We start from the raw sequence: 18,607 nt of genomic DNA, 5'->3' as shown, positions 1-18,607 counted from the left end.
GTGCGGCCGGAGAACAGGCAACCGCCCAGGAACGTCCCTTCCAGCGACCGGTAGCCGTGCATCCCGCCACCGCCGAAACCGGCCGCCTCACCGGCCGCGTACAGACCCGGCAGCGGCGCGCCGCGTACCTCCCCCTGGGCCGGGGCGAGTACCCGCCCGTCGAGGTCGGTCTCCAGCCCGCCCAGCGACTTGCGGGTCAGGATGTGCAGCCGAACCGCGATCAGCGGGCCCGCCTTCGGGTCCAGCAGGCGGTGCGGGGCGGCGGTGCGGACCAGCTTGTCGCCCAGGTAGTTGCGCGCGCCCCGGATCGCGGTGACCTGCAGGTCCTTGGTGTAGGTGTTGGCGATCTCCCGGTCGCGGGCCTCGATCTCCCGGCGCAACTCCCCCTCGTCGACGAGCCCTTCGCCGGTCAGCGCGTTCATCCCCTTGACCAGCGCGCCGAGTTCGCGTTCGACCACGAAGTCCGCGCCGTGCTGCTTGAACGCTTCCACCGGCCCGGGCGCCCCCGGCAGCGCCCGCTTGAGCACCTCACGGACGCTCTTCCCGGTCAGGTCCGGGTTCTGCTCGGAGCCCGACAGTGCGAACTCCTTCTCGATGATCTTCTGGGTGAGGACGAACCAGGTGTACTCGTGGCCCGTGCGCATGATGTGTTCGAGGGTGCCGAGCGTGTCGAAGCCGGGGAAGTACGGCACCGGCAGCCGGCGGCCCGTCGCGTCCAGCCAGAGCGAGGACGGGCCGGGCAGGATGCGGATGCCGTGGCGGGCCCAGATCGGGTTCCAGTTCTCGATGCCCTCGGTGTAGTGCCACATGCGGTCGCCGTTGATGCCGGACGCGCCGGCCGACTCGGCTATGCCCAGCATCAGGCCGTCCACGTGCGCCGGAACACCGGACAGCAGCTTCTTCGGCGGTATGCCGAGGCGCTGCGGCCACGCGGCCCGCACCAGTTCGTGGTTGCCGCCGATGCCACCGCTGGTGACGATCACGGCCTGCGCCCGGAGCGTGAACTCCCCGGCTTTCTCGCGTGAGCTGGCCTGCCCGCGCTCGATGTCGTCGGGCACCAGGATTTCACCGGTCACCCCGTCGACGGCGCCCGCGGTACTCGTCAGGCCCGTCACCCGGTGCCGGAAGCGCAGTTCGACCCGCCCGCGCGCGACCGCCTCCCGCACCCGCCGCACGAACGGGGCGACGACACCGGGACCCGTCCCCCAGGTGATGTGGAAGCGCGGCACGCTGTTGCCGGGGCCCGTCGCCAGGAAGCCGCCGCGTTCCGCCCAGCCCACCACGGGGAAGAACTTCACGTCCCGCTCGCGCAGCCAGGCCCGCTTCTCACCGGCCGCGAAGTGCACATAGGCCTCGGCCCACCGGCGCGGCCAGTGGTCCTCGGGGCGGTCGAAGCCGGCGGTGCCCAGCCAGTCCTGCAACGCCAGGTCCGCGCTGTCCTTGATCCGCATCCGCCGCTGCTCGGGCGAATCCACCAGGAACAGCCCGCCGAACGACCAGAACGCCTGCCCGCCGAGTGAGACCTCCGGCTCCTGGTCGACCAGGATCACCTTCCGGCCGGCTTCGGCCAGCTCGGCGGTGGCGACCAGCCCCGCCAGCCCCGCACCCACCACCACGACGTCCGCGTCCAGCGCTGCCATCCGCCCGCCCCTCCCACTGCCTGCCTACTCGTCGGTAGCACGTTACGCGAGCGGGCCCGGCGGGTCAGCGGGTTCGCGACGACCAGTTCTTCGCCGCCACGGTCCCGGCGGAAGGCGTGGGCGTGGGCGCGTGGGCGCGTGGGCAGGACGCAGGACGCAGGACGCAGGACGCAGGACGCAGGACGCAGGACGCAGGACGCAGGACGCAGGACGCAGCGGCAGTCGTACGGCGCTGGCCTCGGAACGGGCGCAAAGGCGGGCAAAAGTTGCTGGGGGCGCGGGCGGCCCGAACCATAGGGGGGTGAGCGATGCCGCGTATCTCCGGTTCCCGCACCTGCACGGCGACCTGCTCTGCTTCGCCGCCGAGGACGACATCTGGGTGGCTCCGCTCGGGCCTCCCGGCGAGTCGCCGGGGCGGGCATGGCGGGTGACGGCCGACCGCACCCGGGTCGGGGCACCGCGCTTCTCACCCGACGGTACGACGATCGCCTTCACCACCTGGCGCAGTCTCGACCCCGAGGTGTACCTCGTCCCGGCCGACGGCGGCACTTCGCGCCGGCTCACCTACTGGGGCAGCTCGGACACCCGGGTGTGTTCGTGGTCGCCGGACGGTCATGTGCTCGCCGTATCGTCACATGGTCAACCCTTCGCTTATCACACCTGGGCGCACAGCATCCCGCCGGAGACCGCGTGCGGGCCCGGCGGTCCCCTGCCCTGGGGTCCCGTGAGCGACATCGCGGTGCACGACTGCGACGACGGCGAACGCCGCACCCTGCTGCTCACCGGCACCCCGCCGCACGAACCGCACGCCTGGAAGCGCTACCGCGGCGGCGCCACCGGCCGGCTGTGGCTGCACGGCGAGCGTCTGGTGCCCGACCTGCCCGGCCACCTGGCCAACCCGATGTTCGTCGCCGACCGGATCGCCTTCCTGTCCGACCACGAAGGCATCGGCAACCTCTACTCCTGCCTGCACGACGGTACGGACCTGCGGCGGCACACCGACCACGCCGACTTCTACGCCCGCGGCGCGGCCACCGACGGGCAGCGGGTGGTCTACCACTGCGCCGGCGCGCTGTGGCTGGTCGAGGACCTGGCACCGGACACCCGTCCGCGACGGCTGGACGTACGGCTCGGCGGCCCGCGCAGCGGCCGCCGCCCCTACCAGGTGCCGGCCGCCGCCAACCTCGACGGCCTGGCCATCGACCGCACCGGACGGGCGAGCGCGGTGAACGTACGCGGCAGCCTGTACTGGCTCACCCACCGTGACGGCCCGGCCCGCACCATCTCCGACGTACCCGGCGCCCGGGTGCGGCTGCCGAAGATGCTCGGCGACACGGGGCTGGTCGCGTACGTCACCGACGCGGGGGGCGAGGACGGGATCGCGTTGGCGCAGCTGCCGGGCCGGGCGTCACGGGCGCTGACCCGCGAGCCGGCCTCACTCGATGAGGTGACCGCGGACATGGCGGTGGCACCGGCGGGCACAGGCACGGGCGCGAGGGCGTCGCGCAGGCGGTCGCGTACCGGATCCACCCGATGGGGTGATGGCCGGGACGCGGACGAGGACGACGGCACCCCGGAGTCGGAGAACGACGCCTCGTCCCGCCGACCCGGCCGTGACCGCCCGGGCCGCCCGCCGGCCACGACAGCCGTTCCGGCCACTCCGGCCGCAGGCGCCGCGGCGGCCGGCAGCGGGGACGGTACCGGTGACGGCGCCGGTCCTTCCGCCGAGTCCCACGCCCTCCTGGCGGTCGGCCGCTTGGGCCGCGTCCTGGAACTGGTTCCCTCCCCCGACGGCTCCACCCTCGCCGTCGCTGCCCACGACGGGCGCCTGCTGCTCGTCACCACGGGCGAGGGTGATGAATCATCACAAGGACGATCGTCCTATGAGAATCCGTCCTACAACGGATCGTCGGACAACGCATCATCGGACAACGGATCATCGGACAACGGATCATCCGATGGTGTGCCTTCGACGGGGGCACCGTCCAACGGCGGTTCGTCCAACGGCACGGCGTCGCGTCGCGCATCGCCCGACGACGTCGTCGAGCTGATCCGCTCCACCAACGGCCCCGTTCGCGACCTCGCCTTCTCCCCGGACTCGGCATGGCTCACCTGGTCGCACCCGGGCGTCGGCCGCTCCCTGCGCTCCATCAAGATCGCCCGACTAGCCGACCATACGATCATCGACGTCACCAATGGACGCTTTGAGGATGAACAGCCTGTCTTCACGCGCGACGGCTGTTATCTGGCCTTCCTGTCCTGGCGCGGCTTCGACCCGGTGTACGACGTTCATACCGGTGACCTGTCGTTCCCGCTGGGCTCGCGCCCCTACCTCGTACCGCTGAACTCCGCCACCGCGTCACCCTTCGCCCTGACCGTGGACGGCAGCCCGGTGGGCACCGGCCTCGACCCGGGTGAGGGCGGCGGCGACGGTCCGGTGGTCGTGGAGGTGGAAGGACTGCCGGACCGGGTCACGCCCTTCCCCGTCCCCGCGTCGAAGTACTCGGCGCTGGAACCCGTGCAGGGCGGCCTGGTCTGGCTGCGCTGGCCGATCTCCGGCGCCCTCGGCGAGACCTTCGTCAATCCGAGTGACCCGTCGTCCCGCCCCACCCTGGAGTTCTTCAGCCTCACCAAGTCCAAGCGCACCGAACTCGTCCGCCACATGGACTGGTACGCGGTCAGCGGCGACGGCCGGCGCCTGGCCGTCTACGACGACGGTGAACTCGCCGTCATCCCGGCCACCGAACGCAGCGACGACGACTCCACCGTCTATGTCGACATGCGGCGCATCCTGCACGAGGTCGAACCGACCGCCGAGTGGCGCCAGTCGTACGCGGAGGCCGGCCGGCTGATCCGCGACTACTTCTGGGCCCCCGACATGTGCGGCGTGGACTGGCCGGCCATCCTGGACCAGTACCGGCCGCTGGTCGAACAGGTGGCCACTCCGGACGAGTTCGCCGACCTGCTGCGCGAGGTCCTGGGCGAACTGGGCACTTCGCACGCCTACGTCCAGCCCGCCCGCCGCAACGAGGGCCCGCCCCACTACCAGCGCCCCATCGGCCTGCTCGGCGCCGACTTCCAGCACCACAAGGACGGTACGTGGACGGTGGCCCGCATCCTGCCCGGCGAGTCGTCGGACTCCAAGGCCCGTTCGCCGCTGGCCGGCACCGGGATCCGGGAGGGTTCGGTCCTCACCCACATCGACGGCCGGCCCGTCGACCCGAACCGTGGCCCGTACCCACTACTGGCCGGCGCCGGCGGCACCACCGTGGAGCTGACCTTCGTCCCGCCGGGCGGTCGCGGGGCCGCCCGCCGGGTCGCCGTCGTCCCGCTCGTCAACGACCGCACGCTGCGCTACCAGTACTGGGTCTCCCGCCGTCGCGCCGTCGTACGCCACCTCAGCGGCGGCCGCTGCGGCTATCTGCACATCCCCGACCTGGGCGGTTCCGGCTGGGCCCAGTTCAACCGCGACCTGCGCAAGGAGGTCGCCTACGACGCCCTGCTCGTCGACGTGCGCGGCAACGCGGGCGGCAACATCAGCGAGTTGGTCATCGAAAAACTCACCCGCAAGATCCTCGGCTGGGACATCACGCGCAACGCCCAGCCCGTGTCCTACGTCAGCGGCGCGCCGCGCGGACCTATCGTGGCCATCGCGGACGAGGCCACCTCCTCCGACGGCGACATGATCACCGCCGCCTTCCAGCTTCTCGACATCGGCCCGGTCGTGGGGCTGCGCACCTGGGGCGGCGTTGTCGGCATCACCGGCCGGCACCGCCTCGGCGACAATACGGTCATCACTGTTCCGATGAACGCCGCCTGGTTCGACGCCTACGGCTGGTCCGTCGAGAACCACGGCGTGGCCCCGGACATCGAATGCCTCCGCACCCCTCTCGACTGGGCCGAGGGGCGCCAGGGCCAGCTCGAGGTGGCGGTCCGCACCGCGCTGTCCCTCCTGGACGAGCACCCCGCCGCCGCCCCTCCCGACCTCTCCAACCCCCCGAACCGCGCCCGCCCGCAACTCCCCCCGCGCTGATCCTGCGCCGCGCCGACCGGGGACGAATCCGGACGGGGAACAGCGCGAAGTGCGAAGAAGGCGCACCCGCACCGAGGGTGTCCCTTCCTACGTCACGCCGTCCATGTGTCACGCCGTCCGTCCGACGCGACCCGAACCCATCAGACCAAGCCGCCCCGCTCGTCGGCCTCGGCGCCCATGCGCTCGCGCGGTTCGTCCTGGACCCCGGTACGACGCCGCTGCCCGTCCTGTCGCTGCCAGCGCTCCGCGCGCTCCGGGTTCTACGAGGCGGCCGGCCGGCTGCGCTTGTTGCCGGACGATCGCTCCGCCTCGTCGGCGGCTCCTCCGCTACCGACAAGACCGCGCCGCACACCGGCACCGCGGGCCAGCACCGCTTGGGCACGCCGCATTTCGCGCTGCCCGAGCGCTCCGCCGATCAGCGACGGCAGCAAACCGCGAACCGGCTGCATCCCGCGCAACCACCACTGCGCGTACACATGGGGTGATCGTCGTACGATGCCGTCTGCGATCCGCTCGACGGCCGGCTCCAGCGGATACGTGCGATTCGTCGGCCAGGGCAGCTTGCCGCGCATCTCGCGCATTACCTCGTCCTGATCGGCCCCGCGCACCATGTCGGTGTCGGTCCAGCTCAGATAGCCCACGCCCACCTTGACGCCCTGCTGGCCGAGTTCGGCCCGCAGGCTGTGCGCGAATGCCTCCACGCCCGACTTGCTGGCGCAGTACGCGGCCATCATCGGCGCGGGGGTGAGCGCGGCCAGCGATGCGATTTGCAGAAGATAGCCGTGCGAGGCAATCAGCGCGGGCAGGAAGGCGCGGGCGGTGGCGACACTGCCCAGCAGGTTGACCTGAATCACCCGGTCGAAGGCGTCGGGATCGGAGTCGACAAACGGACCGCCGGTGGCCACACCGGCGTTGGCGACCACGACGTCGACACGGCCGAAACGAGCGACGACTTCAGCGGCGACAGTCGCCATCGTCACCCGGTCGGTGACGTCGGCGGTCCAGCAGGCGGCCTCGCCGCCGAGCGATGCGGCGACGTTCTTCAGTTCATCGGGTTCGAGGCCCACCAGCGCCAAGCGGGCACCACGGGCGGCGAGTCTGCCGGCCAGTGCCGCACCCACTCCCCGCGCCGCGCCGGTGACCACCACGACCTGACCGTCCAACGGTGATCCGCTCATACGCTCTTCTCCTCCACGCTGGACAAGGGGGCGTGCTCGGATGCAGTCGGCCCGGAATCAGCGGTACCGCCGTCCGACAATCCGGCTGTCAGATGGTTCGCGACCAGTTCGCGTATCACCCGCTCGACAGCCCGCGGATCCTCTATCGGTGTCATGTGGCCCAGGCCCGGCAGTTCGGTCAGGCCGGCCGGCCGGGGCAGGGCGGCCGCTATGCCGCGGGCGTGCACCCGGGGGGTGAGTTTGTCCGCGGTGCCGACCAGTACCGCGGTCGGCGCGACGACCGCCGGCAACTCCGCGTCCAGGTCGAGCACGGCGAGCACCCGTCCCCACGCCGAACGGTGGCGGGCCCGGCACGCGTGCACGATCCGCGCCGTGAAGTCGACCTGCTCGGGCGTCGCGTCAGGATTCAGCACCCCGTACTTCAGCGCCGCCTTGGACAGCGGGGTCACCCGTCCGAGTGGCATGCGCGAGACGAGCAACTGCCGGTGGAAGATGCGCCGCAGCCGGCGCGAGCTCAGTCGCGGCGGAAGCACTTCGGTCGATCCCAGCAATCGCCCGCTGCCGGTGCTGGCGAGCAGGACCGCCGCCGTACGGTCGCGCACCGCCGCACGCCCGGACGCCGCCATAATCGTCATACCGCCCATGGAGTGCCCGACCAGCACCGCGCGCTCACCCTCCGGTACGACCGCCTCCAGTACGGCTTGCAGATCATCAGCCAGGACGCCGGTTCCGTAACCCCTGCGAGTGGCCGGCGCGCCACTGCGACCGTGACCGCGCTGGTCATAGGCGACAACCCGATGATCGTCCGCCAACAGCCGGACGACCGGCGCCCAGAAGAGCGTCGAACAGGTCCAGCCGTGCGACAGAACGACGGTAGGACCATCGGCCCGTCCGTACTCCTCGATGTGGATACGCGTTCCGTCGGCGGAAACAGCGGTCAGTTCGCGTCGGGCCGGCACCGCCTCGTACAGCTGGCTCATGACATCGCCTCCACGGCAGGGGCGGCGGCCTCGACCGGCGCCAGCACCTCGTACTCCGACAACTTCAACTGCCGCGTCGCCCGGCGGAACTCCGCGGTGGTACCCGGCCAGGCTGTCGTGTTGCGCCCGTTGGCGTCCAGATACCAGCTGTTGCATCCACCGGTGTTCCAGACGGTACGAGCGGCCCGCCGCTGGATCTCCGCGTTCCACGCCTTCACCGCGGCCGGTCTCGCGTCGAGCGCCGCGCCGCCCGAACGCGACAGCGTACGCAGGTAATCGGCTATGTAATTGAGCGACGATTCGATCATCAGAATCATCGAGCTGTTCCCGAGACCGGTATTGGGCCCGACGATGAACAGGAAATTGGGAAAACCGTCGACCGTACAACCGCGCAGCGCCGCCATGCCGTTCCGCCAGTGCTCGCTCAGCGTGCGCCCGTCCGCTCCGACAACCCGATCACCGATCGGCATATCAGTCACATGGAAGCCGGTTCCGAAGATGATCGCATCGACTTCCCGTTCGCTGCCGTCAGCCGTCACCACCGATGACCCGCGCACCTCGGTCAGCCCGGACGTGACCACCTCGGTGTTCGGCTGGGCGAGGGCCGGATAATAGGTGTTCGACAGCAGGATCCGCTTGCAGCCGATCGTGTAATCGGGCGTCAGCCGGGCTCGCAGCACCGGATCCTTGACCGACCTGCGCAGGTGTCCGCGGGCTATCCGCTCCGCCGCCTTCATCAGCTGCGGCCGCTTCACAAACGCACCGACCTGGAATTCCCTGATCAGCCAGAGCAGTCCGCGCCTGGCCTTCGCCGACCCCGGCACGGTCGCGTGCAGCCACCGCTCCGCCGCGCCGATCGGCCGGTCCATCCGGGGCATCACCCACGGCGGAGTCCGCTGGATGACGGTCAACCGTTCCACCTCCGGCTGGATCGCCGGCACGATCTGGATCGCCGAGGCGCCCGTACCGACCATCGCGACCCTCTTGCCCCGCAGGTCGTAGTCGTGGTCCCACCGTGAAGAATGGAACACCCGCCCCGGGAAGCCCTCGATCCCCGGAATGTCCGGGATCTTCGGGTCGGACAGGGCCCCGGTGGCCGAGACCACCACATCGGCGGTCAGCTCGCCGGCCGCCGTTTCCAGGTGCCAGTGGTGGGCCTCCCCGTCCCAGCGGGCCTGCCGCACCTCGGCGCCGAACCTCAGATGCGGCCGCAGCCCGAAGGTGTCCGTCACTCTTTCGAGGTAGCCGCGTATGTGTTCCTGGCCGGAGAAGGCGCGCGGCCAGTCGGGTTTGGGGGCGAAGGAGAACGAATAGAGGTGGGAGGGCACATCGCAGGCGCAGCCCGGATAGGTGTTATCGCGCCAGGTGCCGCCGACCGCGTTCGACCGTTCCAGGATCACGAAGTCGGTGATTCCCTCCCGGCGCAGCCGCACGCCGGCTCCCAGCCCGCCGAAGCCGGAGCCGATCACCGCCACCCGCACGTGTTCGAGGCCGCCGTGCATGGCACCGCCCTTCCGTTACGCCGCTGCGTACCCGTGTCCTTGCTTGCCGCTGCTTCCGTCATCGCCGGAGCCGCCCGTTCGTCGGATCAGCTTTTGTCCGACGGTCAGACGATCCGACCGTCGGATCGCCAGACCGTCCGACCGTCCGAGCAACCGCCTGTCCGATCAACCGCGCCAGCAATCACTGGCACGGTCCGTACAGCGGACTGTAGGGCATGCGGGTTACCCGCGGTAGAGGCCGGACCGAACTTATTACCGCCGAGTAGAAGCCGCCCTGCCCGCGCCACCCCCGCCCCCGCAGCCGGTACGAGCCGAACACGACCAGGAGGAACCGTTTCCGCACCCCCTAGGCTGGCCACGTGGACGACAACGGCACCGACGACCGCCCGCGTGAATACCGTGTGGAGGAGCTCGCCGAAGCCGCCGGCATCCCGGTGCGCACCCTCCGCTTCTACCGGGAGCGCCGCCTGCTGCCGCCCCCGCGCCGGGCCGGCCGTATCGCCTGGTACTCCGAGGACCACCTCGCCCGCCTGCGCACCATCGCCGCCCTGCTCGACCGCGGCCACACCCTCGGCGGCATCGCCGAGCTCATCGCCGCCTGGGAGACCGGCCGCACCCTCGGCGGCGTGGCCGAGCTCCTCGGGCTGGAAAGCGCCCTCGCCGCCCCGTGGTCCGACGAGACCCCGGTAAGGCTCACCCCCCAGGAGCTCGCCCATTACTTCGGCGAGCACGTCACCCCGGACAACCTCTCCGCCGCCCTGGAGATCGGCTACATCGCCGTGGACGGCGAGAACGCCGTGCACATCAGCCGCCGGCTGCTGGAGGCGTCCTCCGCCCTCGTCCGCGAAGGGGTTCCGCTGGCCGCCGTACTGGCCGCCGGCCGCGAGGTGCGCGAGCACGTGGACGCGCTGGCAGAATTGTTCACGCAGGTCATCAAGGTGCACGTGCTCGGCCCGCTGGAGGGACCGCCACCGCGCGAGGCGCACCGCATGCCGGAGGCGCTGCAACGGCTCCGCCCGCTGGCCAAGAACATCGTCGAGGCCGAGATGTCCCTGGCGATGGACCGCAGGGTGCGCGCCGAGATCGACGCGCTGCTGCGGCAGCGGGCCGGGACACCCGCTGCGGACAGCGCCCCGGACCTCAAGCAGGACAGGCGGGACAAGCCGGACGAGGGGCCGCCCGGGGACAGCGGCGGCCTTCGCCGATAGGCCCCCGGGAACTACGACCCCCACCCCGCGCATTCCGCCGCCCGACCTGCAAGAGTGGAAGGGGGCGGAGCCACCACAGCGCAACGCCGCCCCTCATCTGACCCGGAGGTTCCCGTGCAACAGCCCAACGACGCCGGCGCCGAGCACGCCATCCTCGGCCGGATCAGCAAGATGGTCGCGGACGAGAAGATCCTGCGGGACCTGCTGACCGACGGCGGCATAGACGGTGAGACCGAGAAGGAGCGCCTGGCAGCGCTGGAGCGCGAGCTCGACCAGTGCTGGGACCTGCTCCGGCAGCGCCGTGCCCTGACCGACGCGGGTGAGGACCCGGGCAGCGCCCGCGTACGGCCCTCCTCGACCGTCGAGAACTACCGCTCGTGAGCGCGGCCACCCCGAGCGGCCCGGACAGGGCGCGCAGCACCGTCGGCGAGGTGACCGTCGCGGACGCCCCGCAGGAGCACCGCTACGAGGCCAGGATCAACGACCGGCTGGCCGGCTTCGTGGCGTACGTGCGCTCCCCGCAACTGATCGCCTTCATCCACACCGAGGTCGAGGACGCGTACGAAGGCCACGGCGTCGGCTCGACGCTGGCCCGTGCCGCGCTGGACGACGCCCGCGCCCAGGGCCTGCGGGTGGTGGCGGTGTGCCCGTTCATTTCGGGATGGCTCGAACGGCACGCCGACTACCAGGACCTCGCCTACGAGCCCGACAGCCGGGTGAAGGACTGAGGCCGGGTCCGAGGATCCGCCCCGGCGGGCCCCCCGTGAAGCCCCCGAGTCGCACCGGGGCGTCCCTCACGCGGTCCCGGCCCGCACCGCGATGTCGGATTTCCGCTAGACGACGCCCCTGACGACGAGCGATGCTGACGGGGTGCACACGGATTTCGACGCCTGCGTCCGCGCCGTCCAGTCGAAGGACGCCCGCTTCGACGGATGGTTCTTCACGGCGGTGCTGACCACCCGCATCTACTGCCGGCCCAGCTGTCCCGTCGTGCCACCGAAGGTCGAGAACATGACCTTCTACCCGAGCGCGGCCGCCGCCCAGCAGGCCGGTTTCCGCGCCTGCAAGCGCTGCCGCCCCGACGCGAGCCCCGGCTCCCCGCAGTGGAACGAGCGCGCCGACCTGGTGGCGCGCGCCATGCGCCTGATCGCCGACGGCGTGGTGGACCGTGACGGCGTGCCCGGCCTGGCCGCGCGCCTCGGCTACAGCGAGCGCCAGATCGAACGGCAGCTGTTCGCCGAGCTGGGCGCCGGTCCCCTCGCCCTGGCCCGCTCGCAGCGTGCGCAGACCGCCCGGCTGCTGATCGAGACCACCGCCATGCCGATGGGGGACGTCGCCTACGCGGCAGGATTCGGCAGCATCCGTACCTTCAACGACACCGTGCGCGCGGTTTTCGCGCTGTCCCCGGGCGAGCTGCGCGGCCGCGTCGCCAAGGGACGCCCGTCCGCCGCGGCCGGCGTGATCACGCTGCGGCTGCCGTTCCGCCGGCCCCTCACCCCCGACAACCTGTTCGGCCATCTCGCGGCCACCGCCGTGCCCGGCGTCGAAGAGTGGCGCGCGGGCGCGTATCGGCGCACGCTGCGGCTGCCGCACGGCCCCGGCATCGTCGCCCTGCGCCCCCGACCCGACCATGTCGCCTGCCAGTTGTGGCTCGCCGACTGGCGGGATCTGGCGCAGGCGATCAGCCGCTGCCGCCGGCTGCTGGACCTGGACGCGGACCCGTCCGCCGTGGACGCCTCGCTGGCGGCCGACCCGCTGCTGGCACCGCTGGTCGCCCAGGCCCCGGGACGGCGGGTGCCGCGGGTCGTGGACGGACCCGAGTTCGCGGTACGGGCGGTGCTCGGCCAGCAGATCTCCACCGCGGCGGCCCGTACCCACGCCGGCCGGCTGGTGGCCGCGTACGGCGAGCCGGTCGCCGACCCGGCGGGCGGCCTCACCCACTTGTTCCCCTCGACCGCCGCGCTCGCCGAGCACGACCCGGCCGAGCTGGCGATGCCGCAGACCCGCAAGTCGACCTTGTCGGCGCTGCTACAGGCGCTGCTGGACGGCGAGTTGGACCTGGACGTCGGCAGCGACTGGCAACGCACCCGGGCCCGGCTGGCAAGCCTGCCCGGCTTCGGACCATGGACGGTCGAGACGATCGCCATGCGCGCGCTCGGCGACCCGGACGCCTTCCTTCCCACCGATCTCGGTGTGCGGTACGCGGCCCGCGATCTCGGACTGCCCACCACTCCCGCCGCGTTGCTCAAGCACGCCGCCGCCTGGCAGCCGTGGCGTGCCTACGCCACGCAGTACCTGTGGGCGACGGGCGACCATCCGATCAACATGCTGCCGCCGTCGGGTCCCGAGGCCCCTGCCCGCGGCCGACTCCCCTGCGAAGAAAGGCGCTTCACGATGACGACGACTGTCCAGACGTCATGGGACAGCCCGTGCGGCCCGCTGACCCTGGTGGCCAGGGAGGGCGCCCTGGCCGGCCTCTACATGACCGACCACCGCCACCGCCCGGCGCTGGAAACCTTCGGCCCATGGGTCGAACCCGGTGAACTCCCCCTGTTCGCCGACGTGTCGGAGCAACTGACCGCCTACTTCGCCGGCGACCGCACCGCCTTCGACGTCCCGCTCGGCCTGGCGGGAACGCCGTTCCAGCAGCGCGTGTGGTCGGCGCTGTGCGACATCCCCTACGGCGAGACCGTCTCCTACGGCGAACTCGCCGCGGTTCTCGGGCAACCCGGCGCGTCGCGCGCGGTGGGACTGGCCAACGGCAAGAACCCGATCAGCATCGTTGTGCCCTGCCACCGGGTGATCGGCGCGAACGGCAGCCTGACGGGCTACGGCGGCGGCCTCGACCGCAAGCGGTGGCTGCTGGGCTTCGAACGGGGCCGCACGCAGCCGATGTTGATCTGACTGCCGGGCTCGGACACCCGGCGCTCCCGCCGAGTCCGGCCGGACATCGGGCGCCGGACCCAGCAACCCCTCGGATCACGGCGCCACCGGCTCCGCGCTTTCGGCCCGCGGCTGCGCCGGTAGGGTCCCGGTCCCGCTCCCGAAGGCGGCGCCGCCCCGCCGCCTTCGCCACCAGCCGTAACCGGCCAGCGCGCCCACGCCGAGCAATGACGCCCCGCCCACCGCCTCGCCGAGCCTGAGTCCCGGCGGGGTGAGTGAGCAGGACACGCTGCTCGCCCGGCCGTCCAGCGGCACCGCCAGCAGCCCGAGGTACGACGACGCCGGATGCGATGTGCCGCTGTCCGTCGAGCAGCTCCACCCGGCGATGTCGGGTGCGGCCACCACGGCGAAGCCCTCAGCGCCCGGGGGCAGTTGGGCCCGGATGCCGTCCGAGGTGACATCCACGCGGGTGGGAGCGGTGGCGGCCAGGTGGCGCTCGGCCGCGGCGAGCCGGGCCCGGTCGAGGCAGCCGACACCGTCGGCTTCGAGACGGCTGGAGCCCGGCCCCGGGGTGAGTTTCAGAGTGAAGGGTCCGCCGTTCCCAGCGGCCCCGAGTCGCTGCACCGGTGCGCGGTGGCCGCTCCTGCCGCCCTTGTACACCACCGCCGTACCACCGGGGGCCTGGACGGATCCGGTGAAGTCCGGCGCCCAGAAGTACAGTTCGCTGCCCGTCGGGCAGGACGAGGCGAGCTTGTAGGTGCTGTGCGGGCCGCCCGGGGTGGCGTATTCGCCGTCCGACCCCGGGCGGATCACGCGCCCGGCGCTGTCGGTCAGCCGGATGGCGGCACCAGGGGTGTAGACGCGGCTGCCGAGCAGCAACTCCTGGTTCCGGTACGGCGATCGGCCGTAGCCGGTGGCCGGCGCGGCCGCACGCACGGTCACCAGCGGCGGCACCGGCTGCCGGGTGACAGGCGGGGGTTCGGACTGCGGCGGGCCGCCCAGGTGCGGATCGACCGGCGAGTGCAGGCGGGCGCCGACGGAGAAGATCACATCCGTCACGGGATTGTCGAGGCTCTGCGGCGAACGCCCGTACGAGGTCCAACCGCCGCCGAGCGCGGCCAGCGTGCTGATCCACACCTCGGACGTGAGGCTACTGTAGTACTGCGCACCCTGGCCGCCGACCTCCAACGGGTCATTGCCGACGGTCTGTTCACGCCCCGGATCGGTGCGCCGGCCCGGCCACGTGTCGGCCGCCGTGATCGACTGCCGCTGCAGGGTCTGCCGCGGGCCCCACTCCGGGTAGTCGTCCATCAGGCCGGGCCGCTTGTGGTCGATCCAGGCGTTGCTCACCGCGGACTGCCCGAACTGGGTGGCCAGCAGCACCCCGACGGCCAGCACGGCCGGCACGCTGCCGCGTACGGAGACGATTCCCCGGTCCGCCAGCCGCCTCAGGAGCAGCAGCGCGCCGACCGCGGCGACCAGGCCGGCCGCGAGCAGCGGGTACGTCGCCGGACCGGTCAGGCCGCGGTCCGCGTCCACCGCGACGAACGCGGTCATCAGCCCCATCAGCCCGGCCCCGCAGACAAGTTGGCGCGGCCCGGGCAACCGGTGGGCGAGCGACTGCCAGGCGGCGATCACCATGATCCCGCTGAGGACGAATGTCTGCCGGTACGGGCTTCCGTTGGGCGTGGTGAACGCGTGCCACAGCAGATGCGTCGGCCGCCAGTCCAGGGAGCCGGCGACGACGACCACCAGCGCCGGCCACACGATCCGGGCCCGGCGCGGCACGGCGGGGTGGAAGGGCAGCACGAAGGCGAGCAGCAGCGCCGCGGTGTCCACATAGGTGGACGGCGTGAAGAAGCCGTACGTGCCCGGGAGCATCCGTATCAGCAGGTCGGCCACGGGAAGCTGGTGGAAGCCGACCGGTGAGACCGGCGAGGCGAGTTTGGTGCCCTTGACGATGGTCAGCAGGACGGGCGCGGTCAGGCCGATACCGAGGGCGGTGGTGAGGGCGGCGCGGCCGAAGGTGACAGCGGCGTGGCGGCCGCGGGCGGGCGTTGACGCGGGTCTGGCGGGCGCGGCGGGCCCGGCCGGATCAGCGATGTCGCCGGTCGGTGCCGCCGGCTCGGGCCCGGGCGGCGGCTCGGTGAGCAGGCGGGCGGCGAGGAACAGGGCGGCGCCGATGGTCGCCATGTACGCGGTGTAGAAGTTCGCGGCCCAGCACAGCGCGACGACGAGCACGCCGGCGATCGGCCGCCGCCCGGTCCGCGCCCACTCCCCGACCACGCACAGCAGCGGAAAGGCGATCAGGCCGTCCAGCCACATGGTGTTGTAGGACGCCAGCATCAACGTCCAGCCGCACAGCGCGTACGACGCGCCGAGCATCCCGGCCGCCCATCGCGGCCCGGGCCGCAGCAGGAGCAGCAGCACCGCCATCGCGGCGGCGGCCGACCCGAGCTTCAGCATGCTGATGACGTAGACGGCCAGATCGATCCGGTCCCGGGGGAACAGCGCCACCAGGGGCGCGAACGGGCTCGACAGGTAGGTGCCGAAGTCGGGCAGGAAGCTGCTGCCGTAGCCCGACTGCCAGTTCAGCAGCCAGCCGCCGTCGGCCTTGCCGTGCAGCAGGTCCCACAGATGGGCGTGGAAGGGCAGGTACTGGTTGCCGAGGTCGCTGACATCACGGGTGCGCGATCCGAACGGGTACTGCCGCGCCGCCGCGTCCCCCGCGCAGAACGCGACCATCGTCAGGCCTGCGGCGAACAGCGCCGCCCGCAGCCGGCCGATGTGCTCGGATGTCATCAAGTCTCCCGTCGCGGATGAGCGGCGCCATGCCACCGAAGGCTAGGCCGTTTCGTACGACGGAATTATGTATGCCAACAATCCGAGCGGTTAACGTGACGTCCCCGGCCGGTAATTCACCCTCACCGGTCGGATCACCTGCTCGTCGGACTAGGACAGTCCCAGCGCGGGAACGACCACCGCGTCGATGAAGCGATGGCTGTACTCGGGATCGGGGTCGATGCCCTCGATGATCGGACGGGCCAGCGCGCCGCCGAAGAGCATGTGCGGAACGAAGTCACGAGCCGGGCTGTCGGCGGCCAATTCGCCCCGGTCGACAGCGCGCTGCACCAGGTCGCGGAAGCTGGCGAGTTCCGGTTCGATGAGCAGTTCACGCAGCGCGCGGAACAGGTCCTCGTTCTGGAAGGCCGCGTGGGCGAGCCCCCGCATCAGCTCCTGGTCCCGCTTGACCTCGCTCTGGTCGTGGCATCTGACGAGCTCGTGCAGATCACCGGGCAGCGACCCGGTGTCGATGTCGGCGAGCGACACCGGCTTGTGGTGCCGCAGTGCGGTCGCGACCAGTTCGGGCTTGCCCTTCCACTGCCGGTACAAGGTGGCCTTGCTGGCGCGGGTACGGGCGGCGACGGCATCCATCGTCAGGGCCTCGTAGCCGACCTCGCGCAGCAGTCCGACAACCGCCTCATAGAGCTCCCGCTCACGCTCCGGGGTCAGGCGGGTACGGCGCCCGGCGGCTGCCTCCGGCGACATGTCCTGCCTCCTGCCTGCGGTGATGCGGTGGCCCGCGGAATCAGCTGGCGCCCTGGGGCGCTGCTCCGTACGCCTTCGCCGGCGTCGGTGCCGCCGCGAGGCGCCACCGTCGAAACGATGTCGTACACCTGAAGAGTAGACGGCCCACGATCGAAACGCCACCGTTTCGATCGTGGGCCGTATCACCCGCCCGCGGCTGCCGCCCCCTACCGCCCGCTCCGGACCCCGCACCGCCGCCCGCTCGGAAATCAAGGGAGCTCAGGCGGGAAGCGCCAGCGTGTGTCCGGTGTGTTCGACCTTCGCCCGCAGGTAGCGGACATTGGAGGCCGATACGTGGACGCCGGTCGGCACGCGCTCCACCACCCTCATGCCGAGCGCCGCGAGCTGCCGCTGCTTGTCGGGGTTGTTGCTCAGCAGCCGGAAGCGTTCGGCCCCGAGCACGGCCAGCATCTGTGCCGCGGCCGTGTAGTCCCGCTCGTCCTCGCCCCGGCCGAGGGCGCGATTCGCCTCGTAGGTGTCCAGACCGCCGTCCTGCAGCGCGTACGCGTCGAGCTTGGCGTAGAGCCCGATACCGCGGCCCTCCTGCCGCAGGTACAGCAGATAGCCTCCGACAGCGGCGATACGTTCCACCGCCTCCCGCAATTGCGGGCCGCAGTCGCACCTTTCGGAGCCGAACACATCACCCGTCAGGCACTCCGAGTGCGGGCGCACCAAGGGCACTTCCGCCGCCTCGTAGTCGCCGAGCCCGAGCGCCAGATGCTCCTTCCCGTCGGCCAGGCCGGTGAAGGTGAACACGTCGGCGGCTGCCTGCCACCCGTCCGGGAAGCGGAGCGGAACGCGGACCTTGGTGCGGATGCCGGCGGTCGGCAGAGGATGTGCGTCAGCGGACATGGGCCACTCCCTCGTAAGATCTTGAAATCTCAAGCTCTCCCGATGACCCGATTATTTCCGCTCAGCCACATGACGTTTGATCAGAACACCGCGCCGGAGATCGCCGTCCGCCCGCCGAGCCCCACGACGACGAGATCCCGCCCGATCACAAGCATCGGGCGGGATCTCGTCAACTGCTCTGGCACTGATTCAAGGACGATCTTGCGGTGGACCTGAGGGGATTCGAACCCCTGACCCCCTCGATGCGAACGAGGTGCGCTACCGGACTGCGCCACAGGCCCTTGCAACGAGGAAAACTCTAGCATCTCGGCGAGGGTGATCGTGAACGCGATATCGGCAGGTCCGCAAGGGGCCGACCGGCTCCGGCACGCTCACTCGTTGGCGGCCCGGGGGCGGTCGCCGTCGGCGTACTGGTCGAACAGGGGCGTGCGGCCACCGCGCGGGCGGCCCACCGGGGGGTGCTGATCGTGGTCGCGGACGGGCCGGGCCTCGCGCGGCTCACGGGGTTCGCGGGATGCGGCGGGGTCGGTCGGCGTCGTACCCGAGCGGGCGGAACTCCAGGTGTCGGGCGCGCCGAGGTCGAGTCCGCCGGGAGTGCGGGGGGCACGGGGGCGGTGACGTAGGTGGGCAGCGGCACCGGTACCGGATCCCCAGCCGTCGTCGGCGCTCTGCTGGGCGCGCTGCTGGTCGACCCACTCGGCGTGGTCGGTCTGCTCCACCAGGGCGCGGCGGTCCGCGGTACG

At 71.6% G+C, this 18,607-nt stretch carries 12 protein-coding genes, 1 tRNA gene and 2 pseudogenes; 6 read left to right on the top strand and 9 right to left on the bottom strand.

What is annotated here, in order from left to right; all coding sequences use genetic code 11:
- Positions 1-1,640: FAD-binding dehydrogenase (locus GA0115240_RS27880; RefSeq protein ID WP_093740877.1), on the bottom strand; the 1,640-nt coding region annotated here is incomplete at its 3' end.
- 301 nt (positions 1,641-1,941) lie between these two features.
- On the opposite strand from GA0115240_RS27880, the gene GA0115240_RS27875 reads away from it, so the two are divergent.
- Positions 1,942-5,673 (top strand): S41 family peptidase, encoded by a 3,732-nt coding sequence (locus GA0115240_RS27875; protein ID WP_093740875.1) that lies wholly within the window; start codon positions 1,942-1,944, stop codon positions 5,671-5,673.
- 260 nt (positions 5,674-5,933) lie between these two features.
- Here the strand turns inward: GA0115240_RS27875 and GA0115240_RS27870 are convergent, their stop codons facing one another.
- The 3 genes from GA0115240_RS27870 to GA0115240_RS27860 are packed head-to-tail and all read right to left on the bottom strand — an operon-like array spanning position 5,934 to position 9,333.
- A complete protein-coding gene (locus tag GA0115240_RS27870; RefSeq protein WP_093740873.1) occupies positions 5,934-6,851 on the bottom strand; it encodes an SDR family oxidoreductase in 918 nt (305 codons plus the stop codon).
- Complete coding sequence (locus GA0115240_RS27865) at positions 6,848-7,831, bottom strand: alpha/beta fold hydrolase (RefSeq protein WP_093740871.1); 984 nt, start codon at positions 7,829-7,831, stop codon at positions 6,848-6,850. Before GA0115240_RS27865 ends, GA0115240_RS27870 begins: the two co-directional genes overlap by 4 nt.
- The gene (locus tag GA0115240_RS27860; protein WP_093740870.1) at positions 7,828-9,333 is read right to left on the bottom strand and encodes a flavin-containing monooxygenase; all 1,506 of its coding nucleotides are present in this window, start codon (positions 9,331-9,333) and stop codon (positions 7,828-7,830) included. The genes GA0115240_RS27865 and GA0115240_RS27860 overlap by 4 nt, the downstream gene beginning before the upstream one ends.
- Before the next feature lie 359 nt (positions 9,334-9,692).
- On the opposite strand from GA0115240_RS27860, the gene GA0115240_RS27855 reads away from it, so the two are divergent.
- The 5 genes and pseudogenes from GA0115240_RS27855 (at position 9,693) to GA0115240_RS37295 (ending at position 13,445) form a co-directional block, all read left to right on the top strand.
- Positions 9,693-10,541, top strand: coding sequence for a MerR family transcriptional regulator (locus GA0115240_RS27855; RefSeq protein ID WP_093740868.1), 849 nt, complete (start codon positions 9,693-9,695; stop codon positions 10,539-10,541).
- 114 nt (positions 10,542-10,655) lie between these two features.
- Positions 10,656-10,922, top strand: a complete 267-nt coding sequence (locus tag GA0115240_RS27850; RefSeq protein WP_256070024.1) for a DUF2630 family protein — start codon at positions 10,656-10,658, stop codon at positions 10,920-10,922.
- Positions 10,919-11,269 (top strand): GNAT family N-acetyltransferase, encoded by a 351-nt coding sequence (locus GA0115240_RS27845; RefSeq protein WP_370673380.1) that lies wholly within the window; start codon positions 10,919-10,921, stop codon positions 11,267-11,269. Before GA0115240_RS27850 ends, GA0115240_RS27845 begins: the two co-directional genes overlap by 4 nt.
- Before the next feature lie 142 nt (positions 11,270-11,411).
- Positions 11,412-12,875 (top strand): annotated as a pseudogene (locus GA0115240_RS27840) (AlkA N-terminal domain-containing protein); the annotation flags it as partial.
- On the top strand, positions 12,867-13,445 hold the full coding sequence (locus tag GA0115240_RS37295) for a methylated-DNA--[protein]-cysteine S-methyltransferase (RefSeq protein WP_346267987.1): 579 nt from the start codon (positions 12,867-12,869) through the stop codon (positions 13,443-13,445). The pseudogene GA0115240_RS27840 and the gene GA0115240_RS37295, both read left to right, overlap by 9 nt.
- A 75-nt stretch (positions 13,446-13,520) precedes the next feature.
- On the opposite strand, the gene GA0115240_RS27835 is transcribed toward GA0115240_RS37295, so the two are convergent.
- The 5 genes and pseudogenes from GA0115240_RS27835 to GA0115240_RS27815 form a co-directional block, all read right to left on the bottom strand.
- Complete coding sequence (locus tag GA0115240_RS27835; protein WP_093740864.1) at positions 13,521-16,226, bottom strand: YfhO family protein; 2,706 nt, start codon at positions 16,224-16,226, stop codon at positions 13,521-13,523.
- A gap of 150 nt (positions 16,227-16,376) precedes the next feature.
- Positions 16,377-16,973 (bottom strand): TetR/AcrR family transcriptional regulator, encoded by a 597-nt coding sequence (locus tag GA0115240_RS27830; RefSeq protein WP_093740862.1) that lies wholly within the window; start codon positions 16,971-16,973, stop codon positions 16,377-16,379.
- Positions 16,974-17,231: 258 nt separating this feature from the next.
- Positions 17,232-17,864, bottom strand: a complete 633-nt coding sequence (ribA, locus tag GA0115240_RS27825; protein WP_093740860.1) for a GTP cyclohydrolase II — start codon at positions 17,862-17,864, stop codon at positions 17,232-17,234.
- Positions 17,865-18,071: 207 nt separating this feature from the next.
- A tRNA-Ala gene (locus tag GA0115240_RS27820) sits at positions 18,072-18,145 on the bottom strand.
- Positions 18,146-18,235: 90 nt separating this feature from the next.
- Positions 18,236-18,607, bottom strand: a pseudogene (locus GA0115240_RS27815) (hypothetical protein); the annotation flags it as partial.

The organism is Streptomyces sp. DvalAA-14 (assembly GCF_900091855.1).
Classification (GTDB): Bacteria; Actinomycetota; Actinomycetes; order Streptomycetales; family Streptomycetaceae; genus Actinacidiphila.
This window is presented reverse-complemented; position numbering and strand designations above follow the sequence as displayed.